Here is a 15,205-nt window from a genome sequence, read left to right on the forward strand (position 1 = left end):
AACTCTAATGAGTTAAACAATTTTCAAAATAATGGTGGAGGGAGATGGATTCGAACCATCGAAGGCGGAGCCGTCAGATTTACAGTCTGATCCCTTTGGCCACTCGGGAACCCCTCCACGGGGTGTTGCTTTGGCAACAAGCCATCAAAGCTTGTTTAGGCCGGAAAGATGTACCTTACAACAAATAAGGAACAGCTTTCAAAATAATGGTGGAGGGAGATGGATTCGAACCATCGAAGGCAGAGCCGTCAGATTTACAGTCTGATCCCTTTGGCCACTCGGGAACCCCTCCACAAGTGCGGAGCGGATAATAGCAAACAATGAGTTGCTGTAAACCTTTTTCCTACGAATTTTTGTTTGCATGCTGCTATTTTCATCACATTGTTGATTGTCAGGACATTCCAGCAGTGAACGAAGCCATATTTCTGAGTTATAAACGGAATATTGCCTAACTTTACATTTCTTTACGCCGTTTAAGGCCTGGTTCAGATATTATTCAACCAGTTTTCTTTAAGCGGTTTTTATCATGAAAAAAGTCCTTGTAGCAGCACTGGTAACGGCTGCTCTTTCTGGTGGTGGATTCTTGTATTTTCAGGGCGAGTCTCATGCAGCTGAAAAAAAAGCGCCTCCTGGTGCCGGTCGGCTTATTCCTGTCACCACGGGGGAAGTGTCATCACACCCTGTTGCTCAGTCGTTATCCCTTATCGGTAAACTCGAAGCACAGCGTTCGGTGAATGTCGCCACTCAGGTTGCGGCCAAGGTAGACAATATAGTTGTTGGGGTGAATAGCCAGGTTGCCAAAGGCGAGCTACTGGTTCAGCTTGATGATGCCAAGGCTCGTGCTGCTTATGATGAGGCTTTGGCTTATCTAAATGATGAAAAGCGTAAATACACCGAATTTAAAAGCCTGGTTAAGCGTGGAGCGGTTACTCAGACCGAGCTTGATGCCCAGCTAGCCAGTGTGAGTATTGCTGATGCCAGATTAAAAGCGGCCAGGGCGGAGCTGGATGATCACGCGATTCATGCGCCGTTCGCCGGCACCGTTGGTCTGATCGACATTAGCCCGGGCCATATGCTGACGGTGGGCAGTGAATTGTTTTCGCTGGATGACTTATCGTCGATGCGCCTGGATATTCAGGTTCCCGAGCAGTACCTTTCTTTTCTTTCTGAAGGCATGTCCGTGATGGCGACAAGCCAGGCGTGGCCGGGACGTGAGTTCAGAGGCGAAATTCAGGCCATTGATTCACGGGTACAGGCTGATTCGCTGAATATTAAGGTACGGGTGAACTTTCAAAATGAAGATAACCGATTAAAGCCGGGCATGCTGATGGCGGCAACCATAGGTTTTGTTCCTCAAGATGCGGCTATTATCCCGGTTCAGGCTCTGGAGTATTCAGGTACCAAGCGTTTTGTCTATTTGGTCGATGAGCAGAGTATCGCCCGTCGAACCGAGGTTACTTTGGGCGCCCGTGTTGAAAATGAAGTTGTCATACAGTCAGGCATTAATATTGGTGATCGCATTGTGGTTCAGGGGCTGGTGAATATGCGTGATGGCGTGAGTGTTAACGATCTGACGGCACAAAAACAGTCGACATCGGGAGATAGTGCCTAATGTGGTTATCTGATGTCTCTGTTAAACGCCCTGTTGTTGCGATTGTATTGAGCTTGCTGTTGTGTGTCTTTGGTATTGTCTCTTTTTCTAAATTGTCGGTAAGGGAAATGCCGGATGTCGAAAACCCGGTCGTCACGGTAATGACAACCTATGAGGGGGCGTCAGCCACCATCATGGAAAGCCGGATCACGACGATGCTGGAAGACGAGCTGTCCGGGATCAGCGGGATCGATAGCATCAGTTCCGTAACTCGGAACGGCATGTCACGGATCACGGTGGAATTTGAAATGGGGTGGAACCTGACCGAGGGAGTCAGTGATATCCGAGATGCGGTTGCCCGTGCCCAGCGCCGTTTGCCTGACGAGGCCGATGATCCTGTGGTCTCCAAAGATAACGGTTCCGGTGAACCGGCAGTATATGTCAACCTGACGTCGAGCACGATGGACCGTACCCAGCTTACGGACTATGCCGAACGGGTGTTGATGGATCGCTTTAGCCTTATCAATGGGGTGAGCTCGGTTCAGCTAAGCGGTGCACTATACCGTGTGATGTATGTGAAATTACATCCTGAGCAGATGGCCGGTCGTGGAGTGACGACAAGCGATATTGTTAATGCTCTGAAAGATGAAAATGTCGAGCTGCCGGGGGGAGAAGTGCGTAATGACACCACGACCATGTCGGTACGAACGGCGCGTTTGTACCGTACCCCGGATGATTTTGCTTATCTGGTGGTGCGTACGGCAGAAGACGGAGCCCCTATTTACCTTAAAGATGTGGCCGATGTTGCTATCGGGGCGCAGAACGAGAATGCAACGTTTAAAAATAATGGGGTCTCTAACCTAAGTCTTGGCATGGTAACTATGACCGATGCCAATCCGCTGAACGTTGCGGCGGATGTACATGCAGAGGTTGAGCGGATGCAGCGCTTTATTCCGGAAGGGACGTCGCTGTATGTCGACTATGACTCTACTGTATTTATCGACCGCTCAATCAGTGAAGTTTATAGCACCTTGTTTATAACCGGTTTGCTGGTGGTATTGGTGCTGTACATCTTTATTGGCCAGGCTCGGGCAACGCTGATCCCCGCCATTACCGTACCCGTCTCGTTGATCTCTGCCTTTATGGTGGCTTATTTCCTAGGGTTCTCAATTAACCTGCTGACACTGATGGCTTTGATCTTAGCGATTGGTCTGGTCGTCGATGATGCCATCGTGGTGGTGGAAAACATCTATCACCATATCGAAAAAGGCGAGCCGCCATTGCTGGCTGCCTACAAGGGTACTCGCGAAGTCGGCTTTGCTGTTGTGGCAACCACTGTGGTACTGGTGATGGTCTTCCTGCCAATCTCCTTTATGGATGGTATGGTCGGCCCGCTCTTTACCGAGTTCTCGGTATTGCTGGCCGTCTCTGTGGTTTTCTCCTCCCTGGTTGCCCTTACCTTAAGTCCGGTATTAGGTAGTAAATTACTGAAAGCAAACGTGAAGCCGGGGAAATTCAATCTTTGGGTCGATCGGATGTTCGCTAGGCTCGAAGCGCGTTACCGTCGGCTGGTTACTTTCTCAATTCGCTACCGCTTTGTTGCACCGCTGATCGTACTGGTTTTTATCGGCCTGAGCGTAGTGTTGATGAAGTCTGTGCCTTCGCAGCTGGCACCGCAGGAAGATCGCGGGGTGATCTTTGCTTTTGTTAAAGGGGCTGAAGGCACCAGCTATAACCGCATGGTCGGCAATATCGAAGAGGTGGAAAGCCGCTTGCTGCCGATGGTCGGTGAAGGGGTGATTAAGTCTGTGTCCATCCAAACGCCAGCATTTGGTGGTCGTGCCGGAGATCAGACAGGCTTTGTGATCATGCAGCTGGAGAACTGGGAAGATCGTGAAGTGAGCGCTGCCGATGCACTCGGTATGGTACGTAATGCGCTGCAGGGGATCCCTGATATCCGGGTTTGGCCATTTATGCCGGGTTTCCGAGGCGGATCGTCAGAGCCGATACAGTTTGTGCTTAATGGTGCTGATTATGACGAGCTGTTTAAGTGGGCAAGCCAGCTCATGGATATTGCTGAAGCGAGTCCGATGATGGAAGGTGCCGATCTGGATTATGCGGAAACAACGCCTGAGTTGGTGGTAACGGTTAACCGTCAGCGTGCTGCCGAGTTGGGTATTCCGGTATCTGATATCGCCGAAACTTTGGAAATTATGCTCGGTGGGCGCAGTGAAACTACATTCGTTGACCGTGGTGAGGAGTATGATGTTTACCTGCGGGGTGACGAGAACAGTTTCAACAACGCCACAGATCTGAGCCAGATTTATGTAAGGGCCCGATCCGGCCAGTTGATCACTCTGGAGTCCGTGGCTGAGGTTGAAGAAATAGCATCTGCCCAGAAGCTTAGCCACAACCAGAAGCAAAAATCGATCACCCTGAAAGCGAGCCTGATGCCGGGTTACACTTTGGGAGAGGCGCTGGAGTTTCTCGATGCACAGGCGCTGGAAATGCTGCCGAGCGACATCGTGATTGACTACGCCGGTGAGTCAAAAGATTTTCGTGAAAACCAGAGCAGCATTTTCATGGTATTCGGCTTGGCGCTTCTGGTGGCTTATTTGGTGCTGGCAGCACAGTTTGAGAGCTTCATTAACCCGATGGTGGTAATGCTAACAGTGCCGATGGGGGTATTCGGCGGTTTGGCTGGCTTGCTGATCCTTAACCAGAGCCTGAATATCTTCAGCCAGATAGGGATGATCATGTTGATCGGGATGGTGACCAAAAACGGTATTCTTATTGTCGAGTTTGCCAACCAGCTGCGTGATAAAGGCGTGGCTTTTGAGCAAGCCATTATTGATGCCTCTGAGCGCCGTTTGCGTCCTATTCTGATGACGGCATTTACCACCTTGTTCGGCTCCGTGCCATTAATTTTATCAACGGGTGCGGGTGCCGAGAGTAGAATGGCAGTCGGTACGGTAGTTTTCTTCGGAATGGCGTTTGCTACCTTTGTTACCTTATTGGTGATCCCGGCTATGTATCGATTGATGTCGGCCAAAACGGCATCGCCGGGTCATGTGGCTGAACAATTGGAAAAAGCCCTGCAGCATGATTATATTGGCCGCACAAGCCATGGTGAACTGCCGGATGCGAAGTAAACTGAGATTTGAATAGTTCGGTTCTATTCGCTGAATATAGAAACCGCCCCAATGAGGGCGGTTTTTTTATGTCAAAAGAAGTCGAGTCAATAGTTTGACGGTTTGAATGGCTGAATGAAATGTGAATATTCAATCGAATTCTTTGGTTTTTTATAGAAGTGACAATGACATTGGTTATACCTGTAACAAATAAAACATAGTTTTTAATAGTTAACTAAAGTTAATTCGGCTGTCCATATTTATGAGGCTGTAAAAATAGCTTGGCTATACATAAAGGAGTTTTATTAGTTTTATATTATGTTTATTGATATTGAGAATAAGACTTCAGTCAAATTAATTAAATAACCCTCGGTTAAAAAATGATCGCAACTGGTCGGAGTTGTTTAAGATGAAAGCAATCAGGTGCTTTGCTTGTTGAATAAAGTGAATATTGAAAATAACATATTTTAGTATTTGGCGTGATTTGGGAACAAGGTCACGCTTTTTTCTCTGTTGTTGAAAATTAAATTCCAAATGAATAATGATGATGAGCAGAATGCATCTGAACCCAGTTTTTGGGTAAAAATGCATAGTACTGCATTTGCTGTTGCAGCAATTATGCTGTCTCTTGGGCAATGGAATGATACAAAAGATGTTGTTGGTATGCTTTATGAGTCAGTAATTACGAACTGGACCAATGAAGTCGAGTACGAGCAAATATCTCAAATTAAAGTAGGGCAGACTCACGAGTATATTCAGTCGTTAATTGGTGTCGCACAGGCGTCGAAAAGTTCGAAAGTTGATGCCAATGTTACCTTCTATTATTACGGTAACAATAAATATCTGCTGACTCTGGCAGTGAAGAATGAAAGGCTATCAGGATATAGTGTTACAGGGCTTACTGAAGACTTCTATGCAGAAGTTCCATTTACTGAACTGGTCTTAAATAACAGTACGATTTCAGAACAAGTGACAGAGTTAGAAAACTATTATACTGACAATGGTAATTTGGATTATTACGTCGAGTCTCATAGCCTCGGTCGAAATGCAATGTTCTATACCTTGTCATTCGGTATCGTGAATTATGGTTTGCTGGGTAGTGAAACTTTGCACGAAATTAGCGAGCTCAATAATAAATTGAATCAGGGTGAAGACCTGAACGTGGCTGATATGGCTGGCATTCGTATGTTGAAGCCAAATGTCTTTGCTATCTCCGAAATCAATGCTGATGTGATGGTCGAAGGCCTACTTACACGCTTTGAATATAACGCGTATTTTAACAATTAAAACAAGGGATAAAGCGATGAAAGCTAAGTTGCTCGGCGCTTTGCTGTGCCTGTCTATGCTTACTGGTTGCCAGACTACACCAGAAGTACCAGAGTGGTTTATTAATCCTGTATCAAATACCAATATCGAACTGTATTCCGTTGGAAAAGGTCGCTCACTTGCTGCCGCAAAAAAAATGGCGATGGTTGAGATGAATAAGCAACTGGCGATACAAGTGGAATCAGCTGATTCTCATCAAACAAATACAAATGATGTCAACGGTAACGAGACTTATCAAACAACGACTCGCACTAATGACAAGTTTAAAACTGCGCCGATGGTCTTTGCTGGTGTTGAATATGACCGTATTGAACAGCATGGAAATATCTACTTTGTTGAAGCGAAAATTAGCAAAGACAAAATCAAAGCGCAGTTAATTAGCGAGTTAAAAGCAATTGATGATGATACTAATACCGCATTATTAGAAAGGCAGCATAGTGACTTGTTAGTGTGGTGGCTAAAGCATCGAGATATCAAAAACATTAAGAATAGGTTAAAGATATGTCAAGATAGGTTGCGAGCGGTAAGCTATGGTGAGCCCGTAAATAAACAGATTGATAACGTTATCGAATTAGAAAGAATCTTAGCGGAAACACAAAATCAGCTGCTCATTAAAGTTGATGCAAAGGCTCGTGATAAAGAGATAAAGGGATTTATTGAAAGTCAATTTTCTGAAAAAAATATTAGTACAACAAATAGTAATAATAAAAAGATCACACATCGCGTTAAGCTTTCTACCAACTGGCGACAAAATAAAGTGGGTGACGCTTATATTTCGACAGTGATTGCTAAGCTAAGTGTGAAAAATAAGCAAGGTAAAGCGGTGGCAAGCAGTGAAGTGATTGCCAGCGGTAACTCTGTTTCAAATTATAAAATGTCTAAAGAAGGCGCTTCTCGCCATTTTTCAGCCCAGATGAGTGACAAAGGTATTTGGCACTTCCTTGGCTTTATTTAATACCACAATTACAACAATTGGATAACTAGGTTATGTCTAAAAAACTATTATTAGCAGCGATGATTACATCAACGCTAAGTGGCTGCCAGCTAATGAGTGACGTTGAGCCAGCACCTGAAGGTGTTTGTCGCTCAAATGCACGTATTAATATCCCGCAAGGTGACGTAGCAGTAAAAACATCACAAGGCAAAAAAGCAATTGTACTACCTGTCGATGTTGCTTCGGGTATTGACCACTCTAAGGCTGTTGCAAACGCGTTTCAACGTCGCCTAGAAAGCCAGGTAGATGTATCGGGCGCAAAATTGGTTGACCGCTCTTTGGCGGGCAAAATGAAGCAAGAAATTGAATTGGCGGAGCAGAGCGGGCGCTATAATACTTCAGGTGTGGCGATTGCTGATTATGCTGTTCTAGCAGAAGTGACTTCTTCGACGTTGTCATATTCATTCTCTGATGAAGAGACTAAGGTCAATGATGAAGGTGAGAGAAAATACTATCCTGCATCATGTAAATTTACCGGTAAGGTAGAAGGTCTAGTTAAGGTCGTTGCGCTACCAAGCATGGAAGTGTTGAAGCGTATTGAGATTGCAGGTAAAGAAAGTAGTTCTTTTGACCAGGATCGTCCAGATTCTGATTGCCCGATTTCACAGCGACAATACAAGCGTCTGATCGAAGAAGCTGCTAAAAATGCAGTGAATCGAAATGATGACCTAAAAAACCAGTTGGCACCAAGCGGTGTGGTCGAAGAGCTGCGTCAGTGTGAAGAGTTCGGTGCGATGGTGCGTGTAAACATGGGATCCAATCAGGGTATTCGCCCTGAAACGGAAATGCATATTTCATCACCTGAGCAAGTAGAGACACCGGATGGCAAGGTTGAGGTTGAAATGTATCCGGTAGCCAAAGGTACAACGACGGAAGATGAAGTACGTAATGGTATTAAGCCCACTTATTCCTGGATGAGTGTTGCTCCAGAAAAAGTGGAGCTAATCCAGCGCGGTGATTTAGTTGAAGCCCGTTTTGACAGCGGTTGTAATGATTTACCACAAATCATGCAAGAAGGTTGTTGGAATCTGTATGAATCATTTGGTGGTGATAAATCATGAAAAAACTATTAATTGCTAGCGCCTTGCTTACTGCTCTGACTGGTTGCCAAAGTACGTCTTCTGTTGGTAACGATATTAACCAGATGGCTTGTTATTTCCCTGATGATCTTGCTCAGGAACATCAGGCACCACAATGGGTGTGTGGTACCATGCCTCAAGGTGTAGAAATTGGTGGTATCGGTTATGCCAAGAAAAGTGCTGCAGGCCTTAGTGTAATGCGCACGGTTGCTGTTAATAACGCTCGTAAAGACCTTGCACAGCAGTTTGAAACTAATGTGAACACCATGTTCAAGCAGGCGATGGACTCGACGATCACCTCAACCGGTGAAGCTGTATCTGAAAAAGTAAACGAGCATTTCGAGTCAGTGACTAAGAACATGACATCGCGCTCACTAGCAAATAGCCGTGTGATTGCTACAACTCGTAGTCCGAAAGGTGGCTTGCTTACACTGGTTGGTATGGACAAAGCGACCTTCGACAGTAACCTTGCCCAGGTCGTAGAAGCGGCCGGTAGCAAAGAGTCAGGGTTGTGGAAGAAGTTCAACAACAAGAAAGCTGAAGAGAGTTTGCAGCAAGCGCTGAACTCGATGATCCAGCAGTAATGTGTTGATGAGGGCTACTTCGGTAGCCCTTTTTCGTTCAAGAGATAAGGACAATAAAATGAAGCTTTCCAACTTAGCTTTATGCTGTGGATTATTGCTAAGTGCACCATCACTATACGCCAATGATCCTTTTAGCGAACTGGATGCCTCTATTGAACAGCTTAATCAGCCTCAGGCACAAAAAGAAGCTGAGTTTCGTGAATTTGCTGCTGACTATCTGGGTGAGTATGAAAGCTGGCGTACTGAATATCTGAAGGAGTTCGATCAGTTTCGTGCCGAAGTGATTGCCAAGTGGGGTGACGGCGAGGTTTCTGTTAGCCATAAAAGTGTCGACTACAGCGACACTAAAGATGTAAGAACCATTGTGGATTACGCGAGTAATGAAGCAACTGTGGCTATTTTGGTTGAGCCGAATTTATCGGCTGAAGCAGCACAGCAGAAAATCCAGCAGATGGCGGATAAACTGCTGAGCAACGAAAGCTCATCGTTAGCTGAGGCATTAGGTCATGGAGCATTATTGCCTGACGGTAAGGTGGTCGAAAACCAGGTGAGCTTCTCTGAGCAAAAAGAGAAAGTCGCTAAAAATGTGATCATTGAGCAAACGCGTGCCCAGCTGCAAGAGATTGACAAAGAATCAGAATCTTTATTTGCTGCATCTGAGGTTATTGATGCTGAGTTAGTTGAAGAAGTCGCGGTTAAGAAAAAACAAGCTTTGCTGGCTCAAACCGCAAAGCGCCTGGAAAGTGTTGAGCAATCCTATGATGAAGCACGCAGCCAGGTGGCACAGTTAACTCAGAAAAAAATTGTCGAGTACCGAATTCAGTTACCGGCGAATGGACTGGGCAAGCGAGCAGCAAAATTTGTCGATTATGCTGAAAAAGAAAGTGAACGCTTTGATATTCCTGCTGCGCTGGTGATGGCGATTATGCACTCGGAGTCCAGCTTTAACCCCCGCGCCAAGTCACCGATCCCTGCGTACGGCTTGATGCAGATTGTACCGACCACGGCTGGACGGGATGTAAATGCTCGAGTACGTAAGATTGATGAGCCAATGCGTCCGAATGAACTGTATATGGCTGAAGTTAATGTTGAAACAGGCACGGCTTATCTGAACATCTTAGATAAGAGCTACCTCAAAACCATTACAGATGAGAAAAGCCGACTTTATTGTACGATTGCTGCCTACAATACCGGGGCGGGGAATGTGGCTAAGGCGTTCAACGCTGATGGTTCTCGTAACATCAGAAAAGCGGCGAAAGTCATTAATCAGCTATCGCCGGATGAAGTGTATGACCAGCTTATTGCCAACCTGCCTTATGATGAAACGAAAAATTATCTGAAAAAGGTGACAAAGCGCATCTCTCTCTATGAGAAGCACACGTCATAAGAGATTTGATCAATTGGCTATCTTCGTCAATTTTTCTTTTTCTTGCACTCAACCGCCTGTTCTGGGCGGTTTTTCTTTTTTAAGGCTCTCATTATGTAATAAGCCTTAATGTTGTGAAGTCGATTCATTTGGTCTGATTTTGATAATTCCTTTTCTAGTACCCCATGAGATTGGTAGAATTAGTGGGTATAGCAAACTCAATGACCTTGATCGCGTTGCGAAACGCTCATTAAAGAAGAACATCATGTCTCAGAAACAGCCTCAGAATCCAACTGACAATGCCGACCAGAATCAGGCAAAAGCAGTACGTTTAAACAAATTTATTAGTGATACGGGCTTTTGCTCACGCCGTGAGGCGGACAAGCTTATCGATCAAGGACGTGTGACCATCAATGGCCAAGTACCTGAAATGGGTATGAAAGTACAGCCAGATGATGAGGTGCTGGTGGACGATAAACCGCTACGTGCCAAAGAAAAACCAATTTACATCGCGCTGAACAAACCGACGGGGATTACCTGTACCACCGAGCGCCATGTGAAAGACAATATTGTTGATTTTATTGGTCACCGTAAGCGTATTTTCCCTATCGGTCGTCTGGATAAGCCATCCGACGGTCTGATCTTCCTGACCAACGACGGTGACATCGTCAACAAGATTCTTCGTGCGGGGAACTCGCATGAGAAAGAATACGTGGTACGTGTTGATAAGCCGATCACCCAGGAATTTATCGACAAAATGGCCTCTGGTGTCGAGATCCTCGATACCGTGACGTTGCCATGTAAAGTCACCAAGGAAACGACATATTCATTCCGTATCGTGCTGACACAGGGCCTAAACCGCCAGATCCGTCGTATGTGTGAGGCGCTGGGTTATGATGTTTTCAAGCTGCGCCGCGTTCGTATCATGAACATCAGCATCGATGGCCTGCCAAACGGCAAGTGGCGTTATCTGACGGATGCTGAGATTAACGAGATCCACAGCCTGATTTCTGGCTCTAGCGGTACACAAGAAGCCTCGCAGGTTGATGGCAAGGGTCAATCCATCAAGAAAGCCACCGATGCCAAATTGTTTGACAGTCGTCAGCAAGACGCAGCAGAACGCAGTAATGGCAAAGTGCAGTACAAAACGTATAAAGGCAAAGGTGAGTTTAACCGTAAGCGTCGTCCTGGCGAGCGTGATGATGCGCGCTCTGGTGAACGCAGTGGTTCTCGCCCTAACCGCGGTAGCAAGCCAAGCCACCGCAAACCGAGCCGTGACAATGATTTCTCTCGCAGCCAGAACTCAGGTTCAAGCGGCATCAAGAAGTGGAAATCAAAGAAAGAGTCGTAATGCTGTTATGAAGTTCGTTAACACGGATTAAAAGCCGCTCTGGCAAGAAAGATATCATAGCGGGAGGTTTCTCTCGCTATGCTCCTCATAATCAATTCGGCACTCATTTCTTTAGCCAATATGTCAGCCCCTCTTCGTACTACTTGCTTTAAGAGCTAAATTTATTCCCAGACAATAAGATAATTTCCCCCCTTGCATTCCCTGCGACTAATTTGCACTATGTACTCATCAACGAAGTCACAGATATGGTATACCGCCTAGAAAAATTGGGTTGGTATAAAGAAGCATTAGAAAAACACAGAGGAAGTAATGGCAGGCAATACAATAGGACAACTTTTTCGCGTCACTACCTTTGGTGAAAGTCATGGTCTTGCTCTGGGGTGTATTATTGATGGCTGCCCTCCGGGATTAGAACTGACCGAAGCTGACATGCAGCATGACTTGGACCGCCGACGCCCGGGTACTTCTAAATACACGACGCAGCGTCGTGAACCTGATGAAGTAAAGATCTTGTCAGGTGTATTTGAAGGCCAAACAACGGGGACTTCTATCGGTCTGTTGATCGAAAATACCGATCAGCGCTCGAAAGACTATTCAGATATTAAAGACAAGTTCCGTCCGGGGCATGCTGATTACACCTACCATCAGAAATACGGCGTACGTGATTACCGTGGCGGTGGTCGTTCATCGGCCCGTGAAACGGCAATGCGTGTAGCTGCCGGCGCTGTTGCTAAGAAATACCTCAAGCAAGTTCATGGTATTGAGGTACGTGCCTATCTTTCTCAGATGGGTGATGTCGCGATTGATAAAGTCGACTGGGAACAGGTTGAGCAGAATGCCTTCTTCTGTCCGGATGTCGATAAGGTCGATGCGTTTGACGAATTGATCCGTAAATTGAAAAAAGAAGGCGATTCAATTGGTGCCAAGCTGACAGTGGTAGCCAGTAATGTGCCAGTTGGCTTGGGAGAGCCGGTATTTGACCGTCTAGACGCCGATATTGCCCACTCTTTGATGAGTATTAACGCCGTGAAAGGGGTTGAAATTGGTGATGGGTTTGAGGTTGTCGAGCAGCGTGGTAGCGAACACCGTGACGCGATGACGCCTGAAGGCTTTAAAACTAACCATGCCGGTGGCATTCTGGGTGGTATTTCTTCCGGCCAGGACGTGGTTGCGCACATTGCCCTGAAGCCGACCTCGAGTATTACCGTACCCGGCGAAACGATCACCCGTCAGGGCGAAAGTACTGAGGTGGTCACCAAAGGTCGCCATGATCCTTGTGTCGGTATTCGCGCTGTGCCAATCGCCGAAGCGATGCTGGCGATTACGCTGATGGATCACCTGCTGCGTCATCGTGGCCAGAATGCGGATGTGGTAACGGAAACGCCGAAGATTTGATAATTTAGGATCCAGGACCCAGGACTCAAAAAGCGAGAGGCTTCCACCTCTCGCTTTTTTAAATCGAAGCGCGCTACTCGAAACTAGGACCTCGGTTCGAGCTCTTCCTGTTCTACCTTGGCAACTTCCTCGAACTTGAATATCGGCAGGCTCCAGCTGAACTGTACCGCAGCTACTCGCACTGTAAAGCCAACCACCAGCGTCGCAATAGTCGTGATCGTTTCAGGCATCGCGAGGTATAGCATTCCGTAGTACATACCACCGGCCATAAAGGCAACAGATGCATACAGCTCTTTATGTAGAACCATTGGCGGGCGGCGGGTGATCAAGTCACGTAGCAAGCCGCCAAAAACCCCGGTAACCACGGCGGCGACGATACAGATCAGTGGCGAGAGATTCATATCCATTGCAACTCGGCAACCAATGATGCTGAATACAATTAGGCCCAGAGAGTCCAGTAATACAAACACTTTATGAAAGCGAACAACCAGTGGGGCAACAATGGTGGTAAACAGCCCCGCCATGCAGGTAATAACCAGATATTGTGGGTTTGCTACCCAGCCAAGAGGGTAGTGCCCAAGCAGGATATCACGGACCGTACCACCGCCAATGGCCGTTGCGCTGGCTACCAGCATCACCCCGAACCAGTCCATATGACGCTTGCCTGCAGCCAGTGCGCCTGTCATCGCTTCGGCTGTAATGCCGATAATATAAAGTGTTGTTAATAGCATGAGAAAAATTGATGTATGTAATTGAATGCAAGAGAAAGTGTGATTTTAGTCAGGGGTTGCCCGGACGTCGAATGAATTGTTTAACTCTATGCATGAATTGATTTCATGTGTGGATGGCGAGCAATAAAAAAGAGAGTGCATATTCATACACTCTCTTTATCGACTTACTTAGAATCTAGGGTGTAGATTCGGTCTGCCGTTAAAATTTGTAGTTAGCCTGTACACCGACCAGCCAAATGTTGCCGGTTGTTTCGCCTTCGAAAGAGCCTAATTGCTCATCTTTTTCATGCATAGAGGCATCTTTGGCGAAAATGTAAGTGAAGCCAGCATCAAAACTCAGGTTTTGAGACCAGTTATAACCAGCACCTAGGCTTAGCCATAGACGATCCGTTTCAGGGATTGTTTGAGTACGGTGTTCGTCGCTAACAGCTGATGTATCGTACGCAACACCAGTACGAAGTACTAAGTCATTTGTATATTGGTAAGTTGTACCTACGGCTAAACGGTAATTGTCTTCCCAGTTTTCTTCTTTGATTAGATCTGGCTTGGAAGAAATTGATGGAATATTGGCTTCAAGTTTGTCGAAGCTACTCCAGTCGGTCCAGTTAAAGCTTGCATGAACTGCAACTTTATTGGTTAGCTGGTGGAAACTTGCGATTTCAGCTGTAGCAGGAAGTGTTAAATCCATGCTACCAGCATAATCTTTGCTAGGTTTTTTACCTTGCATAGCAACCGTCTTATCATAGACAAGACCTGATGCCTTGCCTTCAAGTGTTAGATCAACGGCTGAGCGGTAGTTTACACCAATGCGATTGTTATCATTGATCTGCCATGCTGCACCAAGCTGCCAGCCCCAAGCAGTATCATCACCTTCCATGTATTTAAGGTCTGCACCGCCAGCCGCTTTAGGTAAAGCGGCACCGAAATGACCTTCACCCATAACGTAGCGAACACCACCACCAACACTGAACTGCTCATTAATCTTGTAAGCAATGTTCGGGTTGATTTCAATCGACTTAACCATTGCTTGATTACCGAAACCAGTTGCAAGGTAATCTCCACCTAGCTCAGTTTCCATGCCATAGTTAGTTCCAAAAGCAAGGCCGACAACCCACTGGTCATTTACTTGGTGTGAAAGGTAAAGGTTAGGGATAACTGCAGAATTTGCAATGTCACTTGCTTTAGTTGGTGCAACGCCATTCACTTTTCCTTCCACATCAATATTTGGATCGACGTAGATTGCACCTACAGAGATCTGCGTACCTTCCAGGTAGGTCATCATCGCTGGGTTGCGGAACTGGGTGCTGGCATTGTCAGCCATTGCCGCTTCACCGGCAAAAGCGCGGCCTAGGCCTGTTGCTGAGTATTCTGCTAGCTGGAAACCAGCTGCCATTACATTGGCACTCATGCCTAGAGTTAACGCTGCTGCCAAAGAAAGTGTAATTTTGTTTTTATTCATCAGTCTGATTGTTCGCTGAAATTCAATGCCGCGAATCATACGCTTTAGAGTAAAAGCTTTAAGTAAATCTTATTCATCAAGGCCAGTTTGGTTTTATGTTCTGCATTGATGCTGTTTTGTGGTTGTGTGTCTGGTAAAAAGTAAGCGCATTAACCTGGTCGGATGAGATTTCAGCGTACACATGTATCTAAATATGGA

At 46.2% G+C, this 15,205-nt stretch carries 11 protein-coding genes and 2 tRNA genes; 9 read left to right on the plus strand and 4 right to left on the minus strand.

All coding sequences use genetic code 11. The features are described from left to right. Positions 1-32 precede the first annotated feature (32 nt). Positions 33-117, minus strand: a tRNA-Tyr gene (locus MD588_RS24275). Between the two features lie 90 nt (positions 118-207). After that, positions 208-292: transfer RNA gene (locus MD588_RS24280), tRNA-Tyr, on the minus strand. Positions 293-526: 234 nt separating this feature from the next. Here MD588_RS24280 and MD588_RS24285 point away from each other — a divergent pair. The 9 genes from MD588_RS24285 to aroC all read left to right on the plus strand — a co-directional run bounded on the left by MD588_RS24285 (position 527) and on the right by aroC (position 12,817). Beyond that, a complete protein-coding gene (locus MD588_RS24285; protein ID WP_265700461.1) occupies positions 527-1,612 on the plus strand; it encodes an efflux RND transporter periplasmic adaptor subunit in 1,086 nt (361 codons plus the stop codon). After that, positions 1,612-4,743 carry a multidrug efflux RND transporter permease subunit gene (locus tag MD588_RS24290; protein WP_265700463.1) on the plus strand — a complete coding sequence of 1,044 codons (3,132 nt, stop codon included), beginning with the start codon at positions 1,612-1,614 and terminating at the stop codon, positions 4,741-4,743. The genes MD588_RS24285 and MD588_RS24290 overlap by 1 nt, the downstream gene beginning before the upstream one ends. Positions 4,744-5,256: 513 nt before the next feature. Next, positions 5,257-6,009 carry an ETEC_3214 domain-containing protein gene (locus tag MD588_RS24295; RefSeq protein ID WP_265700464.1) on the plus strand — a complete coding sequence of 251 codons (753 nt, stop codon included), beginning with the start codon at positions 5,257-5,259 and terminating at the stop codon, positions 6,007-6,009. A gap of 16 nt (positions 6,010-6,025) precedes the next feature. Beyond that, positions 6,026-7,003, plus strand: a complete 978-nt coding sequence (locus tag MD588_RS24300; RefSeq protein WP_265700466.1) for an LPP20 family lipoprotein — start codon at positions 6,026-6,028, stop codon at positions 7,001-7,003. A 32-nt stretch (positions 7,004-7,035) separates the two neighbouring features. Continuing rightward, positions 7,036-8,103: a hypothetical protein gene (locus tag MD588_RS24305; protein WP_265700468.1), complete on the plus strand. Its 1,068-nt coding sequence runs from the start codon at positions 7,036-7,038 to the stop codon at positions 8,101-8,103. Next, positions 8,100-8,705, plus strand: coding sequence for an LPP20 family lipoprotein (locus MD588_RS24310; protein WP_265700470.1), 606 nt, complete (start codon positions 8,100-8,102; stop codon positions 8,703-8,705). Before MD588_RS24305 ends, MD588_RS24310 begins: the two co-directional genes overlap by 4 nt. A gap of 58 nt (positions 8,706-8,763) precedes the next feature. Then, positions 8,764-10,092, plus strand: a complete 1,329-nt coding sequence (locus MD588_RS24315; RefSeq protein ID WP_265700472.1) for a transglycosylase SLT domain-containing protein — start codon at positions 8,764-8,766, stop codon at positions 10,090-10,092. A 244-nt stretch (positions 10,093-10,336) separates the two neighbouring features. Further along, on the plus strand, positions 10,337-11,422 hold the full coding sequence (gene rluF / locus MD588_RS24320) for a 23S rRNA pseudouridine(2604) synthase RluF (protein WP_265700473.1): 1,086 nt from the start codon (positions 10,337-10,339) through the stop codon (positions 11,420-11,422). A 309-nt stretch (positions 11,423-11,731) separates the two neighbouring features. Then, positions 11,732-12,817: a chorismate synthase gene (gene aroC, locus MD588_RS24325; RefSeq protein ID WP_265700474.1), complete on the plus strand. Its 1,086-nt coding sequence runs from the start codon at positions 11,732-11,734 to the stop codon at positions 12,815-12,817. Positions 12,818-12,900: 83 nt separating this feature from the next. Here the strand turns inward: aroC and MD588_RS24330 are convergent, their stop codons facing one another. Together MD588_RS24330 and MD588_RS24335 are read right to left on the minus strand one after the other, a co-directional pair. Beyond that, complete coding sequence (locus tag MD588_RS24330) at positions 12,901-13,548, minus strand: trimeric intracellular cation channel family protein (protein ID WP_265700475.1); 648 nt, start codon at positions 13,546-13,548, stop codon at positions 12,901-12,903. Between the two features lie 199 nt (positions 13,549-13,747). Beyond that, positions 13,748-15,007 (minus strand): outer membrane protein transport protein, encoded by a 1,260-nt coding sequence (locus MD588_RS24335; RefSeq protein ID WP_265700476.1) that lies wholly within the window; start codon positions 15,005-15,007, stop codon positions 13,748-13,750. Between the last annotated feature and the right edge of the window lie 198 nt (positions 15,008-15,205).

It is taken from the genome of Photobacterium obscurum, assembly GCF_026191635.1.
GTDB lineage: Bacteria > Pseudomonadota > Gammaproteobacteria > Enterobacterales > Vibrionaceae > Photobacterium > Photobacterium obscurum.

What these genes read in the sequence shown, in the direction of transcription:
- MD588_RS24285 (WP_265700461.1), top strand. Translation starts at nt 527, where the DNA reads ATGAAAAAAGTCCTTGTAGCAGCACTGGTAACGGCTGCTCTTTCTGGT.
- MD588_RS24290 (WP_265700463.1), top strand. Translation starts at nt 1,612, where the DNA reads ATGTGGTTATCTGATGTCTCTGTTAAACGCCCTGTTGTTGCGATTGTA.
- MD588_RS24295 (WP_265700464.1), top strand. Translation starts at nt 5,257, where the DNA reads ATGAATAATGATGATGAGCAGAATGCATCTGAACCCAGTTTTTGGGTA.
- MD588_RS24300 (WP_265700466.1), top strand. Translation starts at nt 6,026, where the DNA reads ATGAAAGCTAAGTTGCTCGGCGCTTTGCTGTGCCTGTCTATGCTTACT.
- MD588_RS24305 (WP_265700468.1), top strand. Translation starts at nt 7,036, where the DNA reads ATGTCTAAAAAACTATTATTAGCAGCGATGATTACATCAACGCTAAGT.
- MD588_RS24310 (WP_265700470.1), top strand. Translation starts at nt 8,100, where the DNA reads ATGAAAAAACTATTAATTGCTAGCGCCTTGCTTACTGCTCTGACTGGT.
- MD588_RS24315 (WP_265700472.1), top strand. Translation starts at nt 8,764, where the DNA reads ATGAAGCTTTCCAACTTAGCTTTATGCTGTGGATTATTGCTAAGTGCA.
- rluF (WP_265700473.1), top strand. Translation starts at nt 10,337, where the DNA reads ATGTCTCAGAAACAGCCTCAGAATCCAACTGACAATGCCGACCAGAAT.
- aroC (WP_265700474.1), top strand. Translation starts at nt 11,732, where the DNA reads ATGGCAGGCAATACAATAGGACAACTTTTTCGCGTCACTACCTTTGGT.
- MD588_RS24330 (WP_265700475.1), bottom strand. Translation starts at nt 13,548, where the DNA reads ATGCTATTAACAACACTTTATATTATCGGCATTACAGCCGAAGCGATG.
- MD588_RS24335 (WP_265700476.1), bottom strand. Translation starts at nt 15,007, where the DNA reads ATGAATAAAAACAAAATTACACTTTCTTTGGCAGCAGCGTTAACTCTA.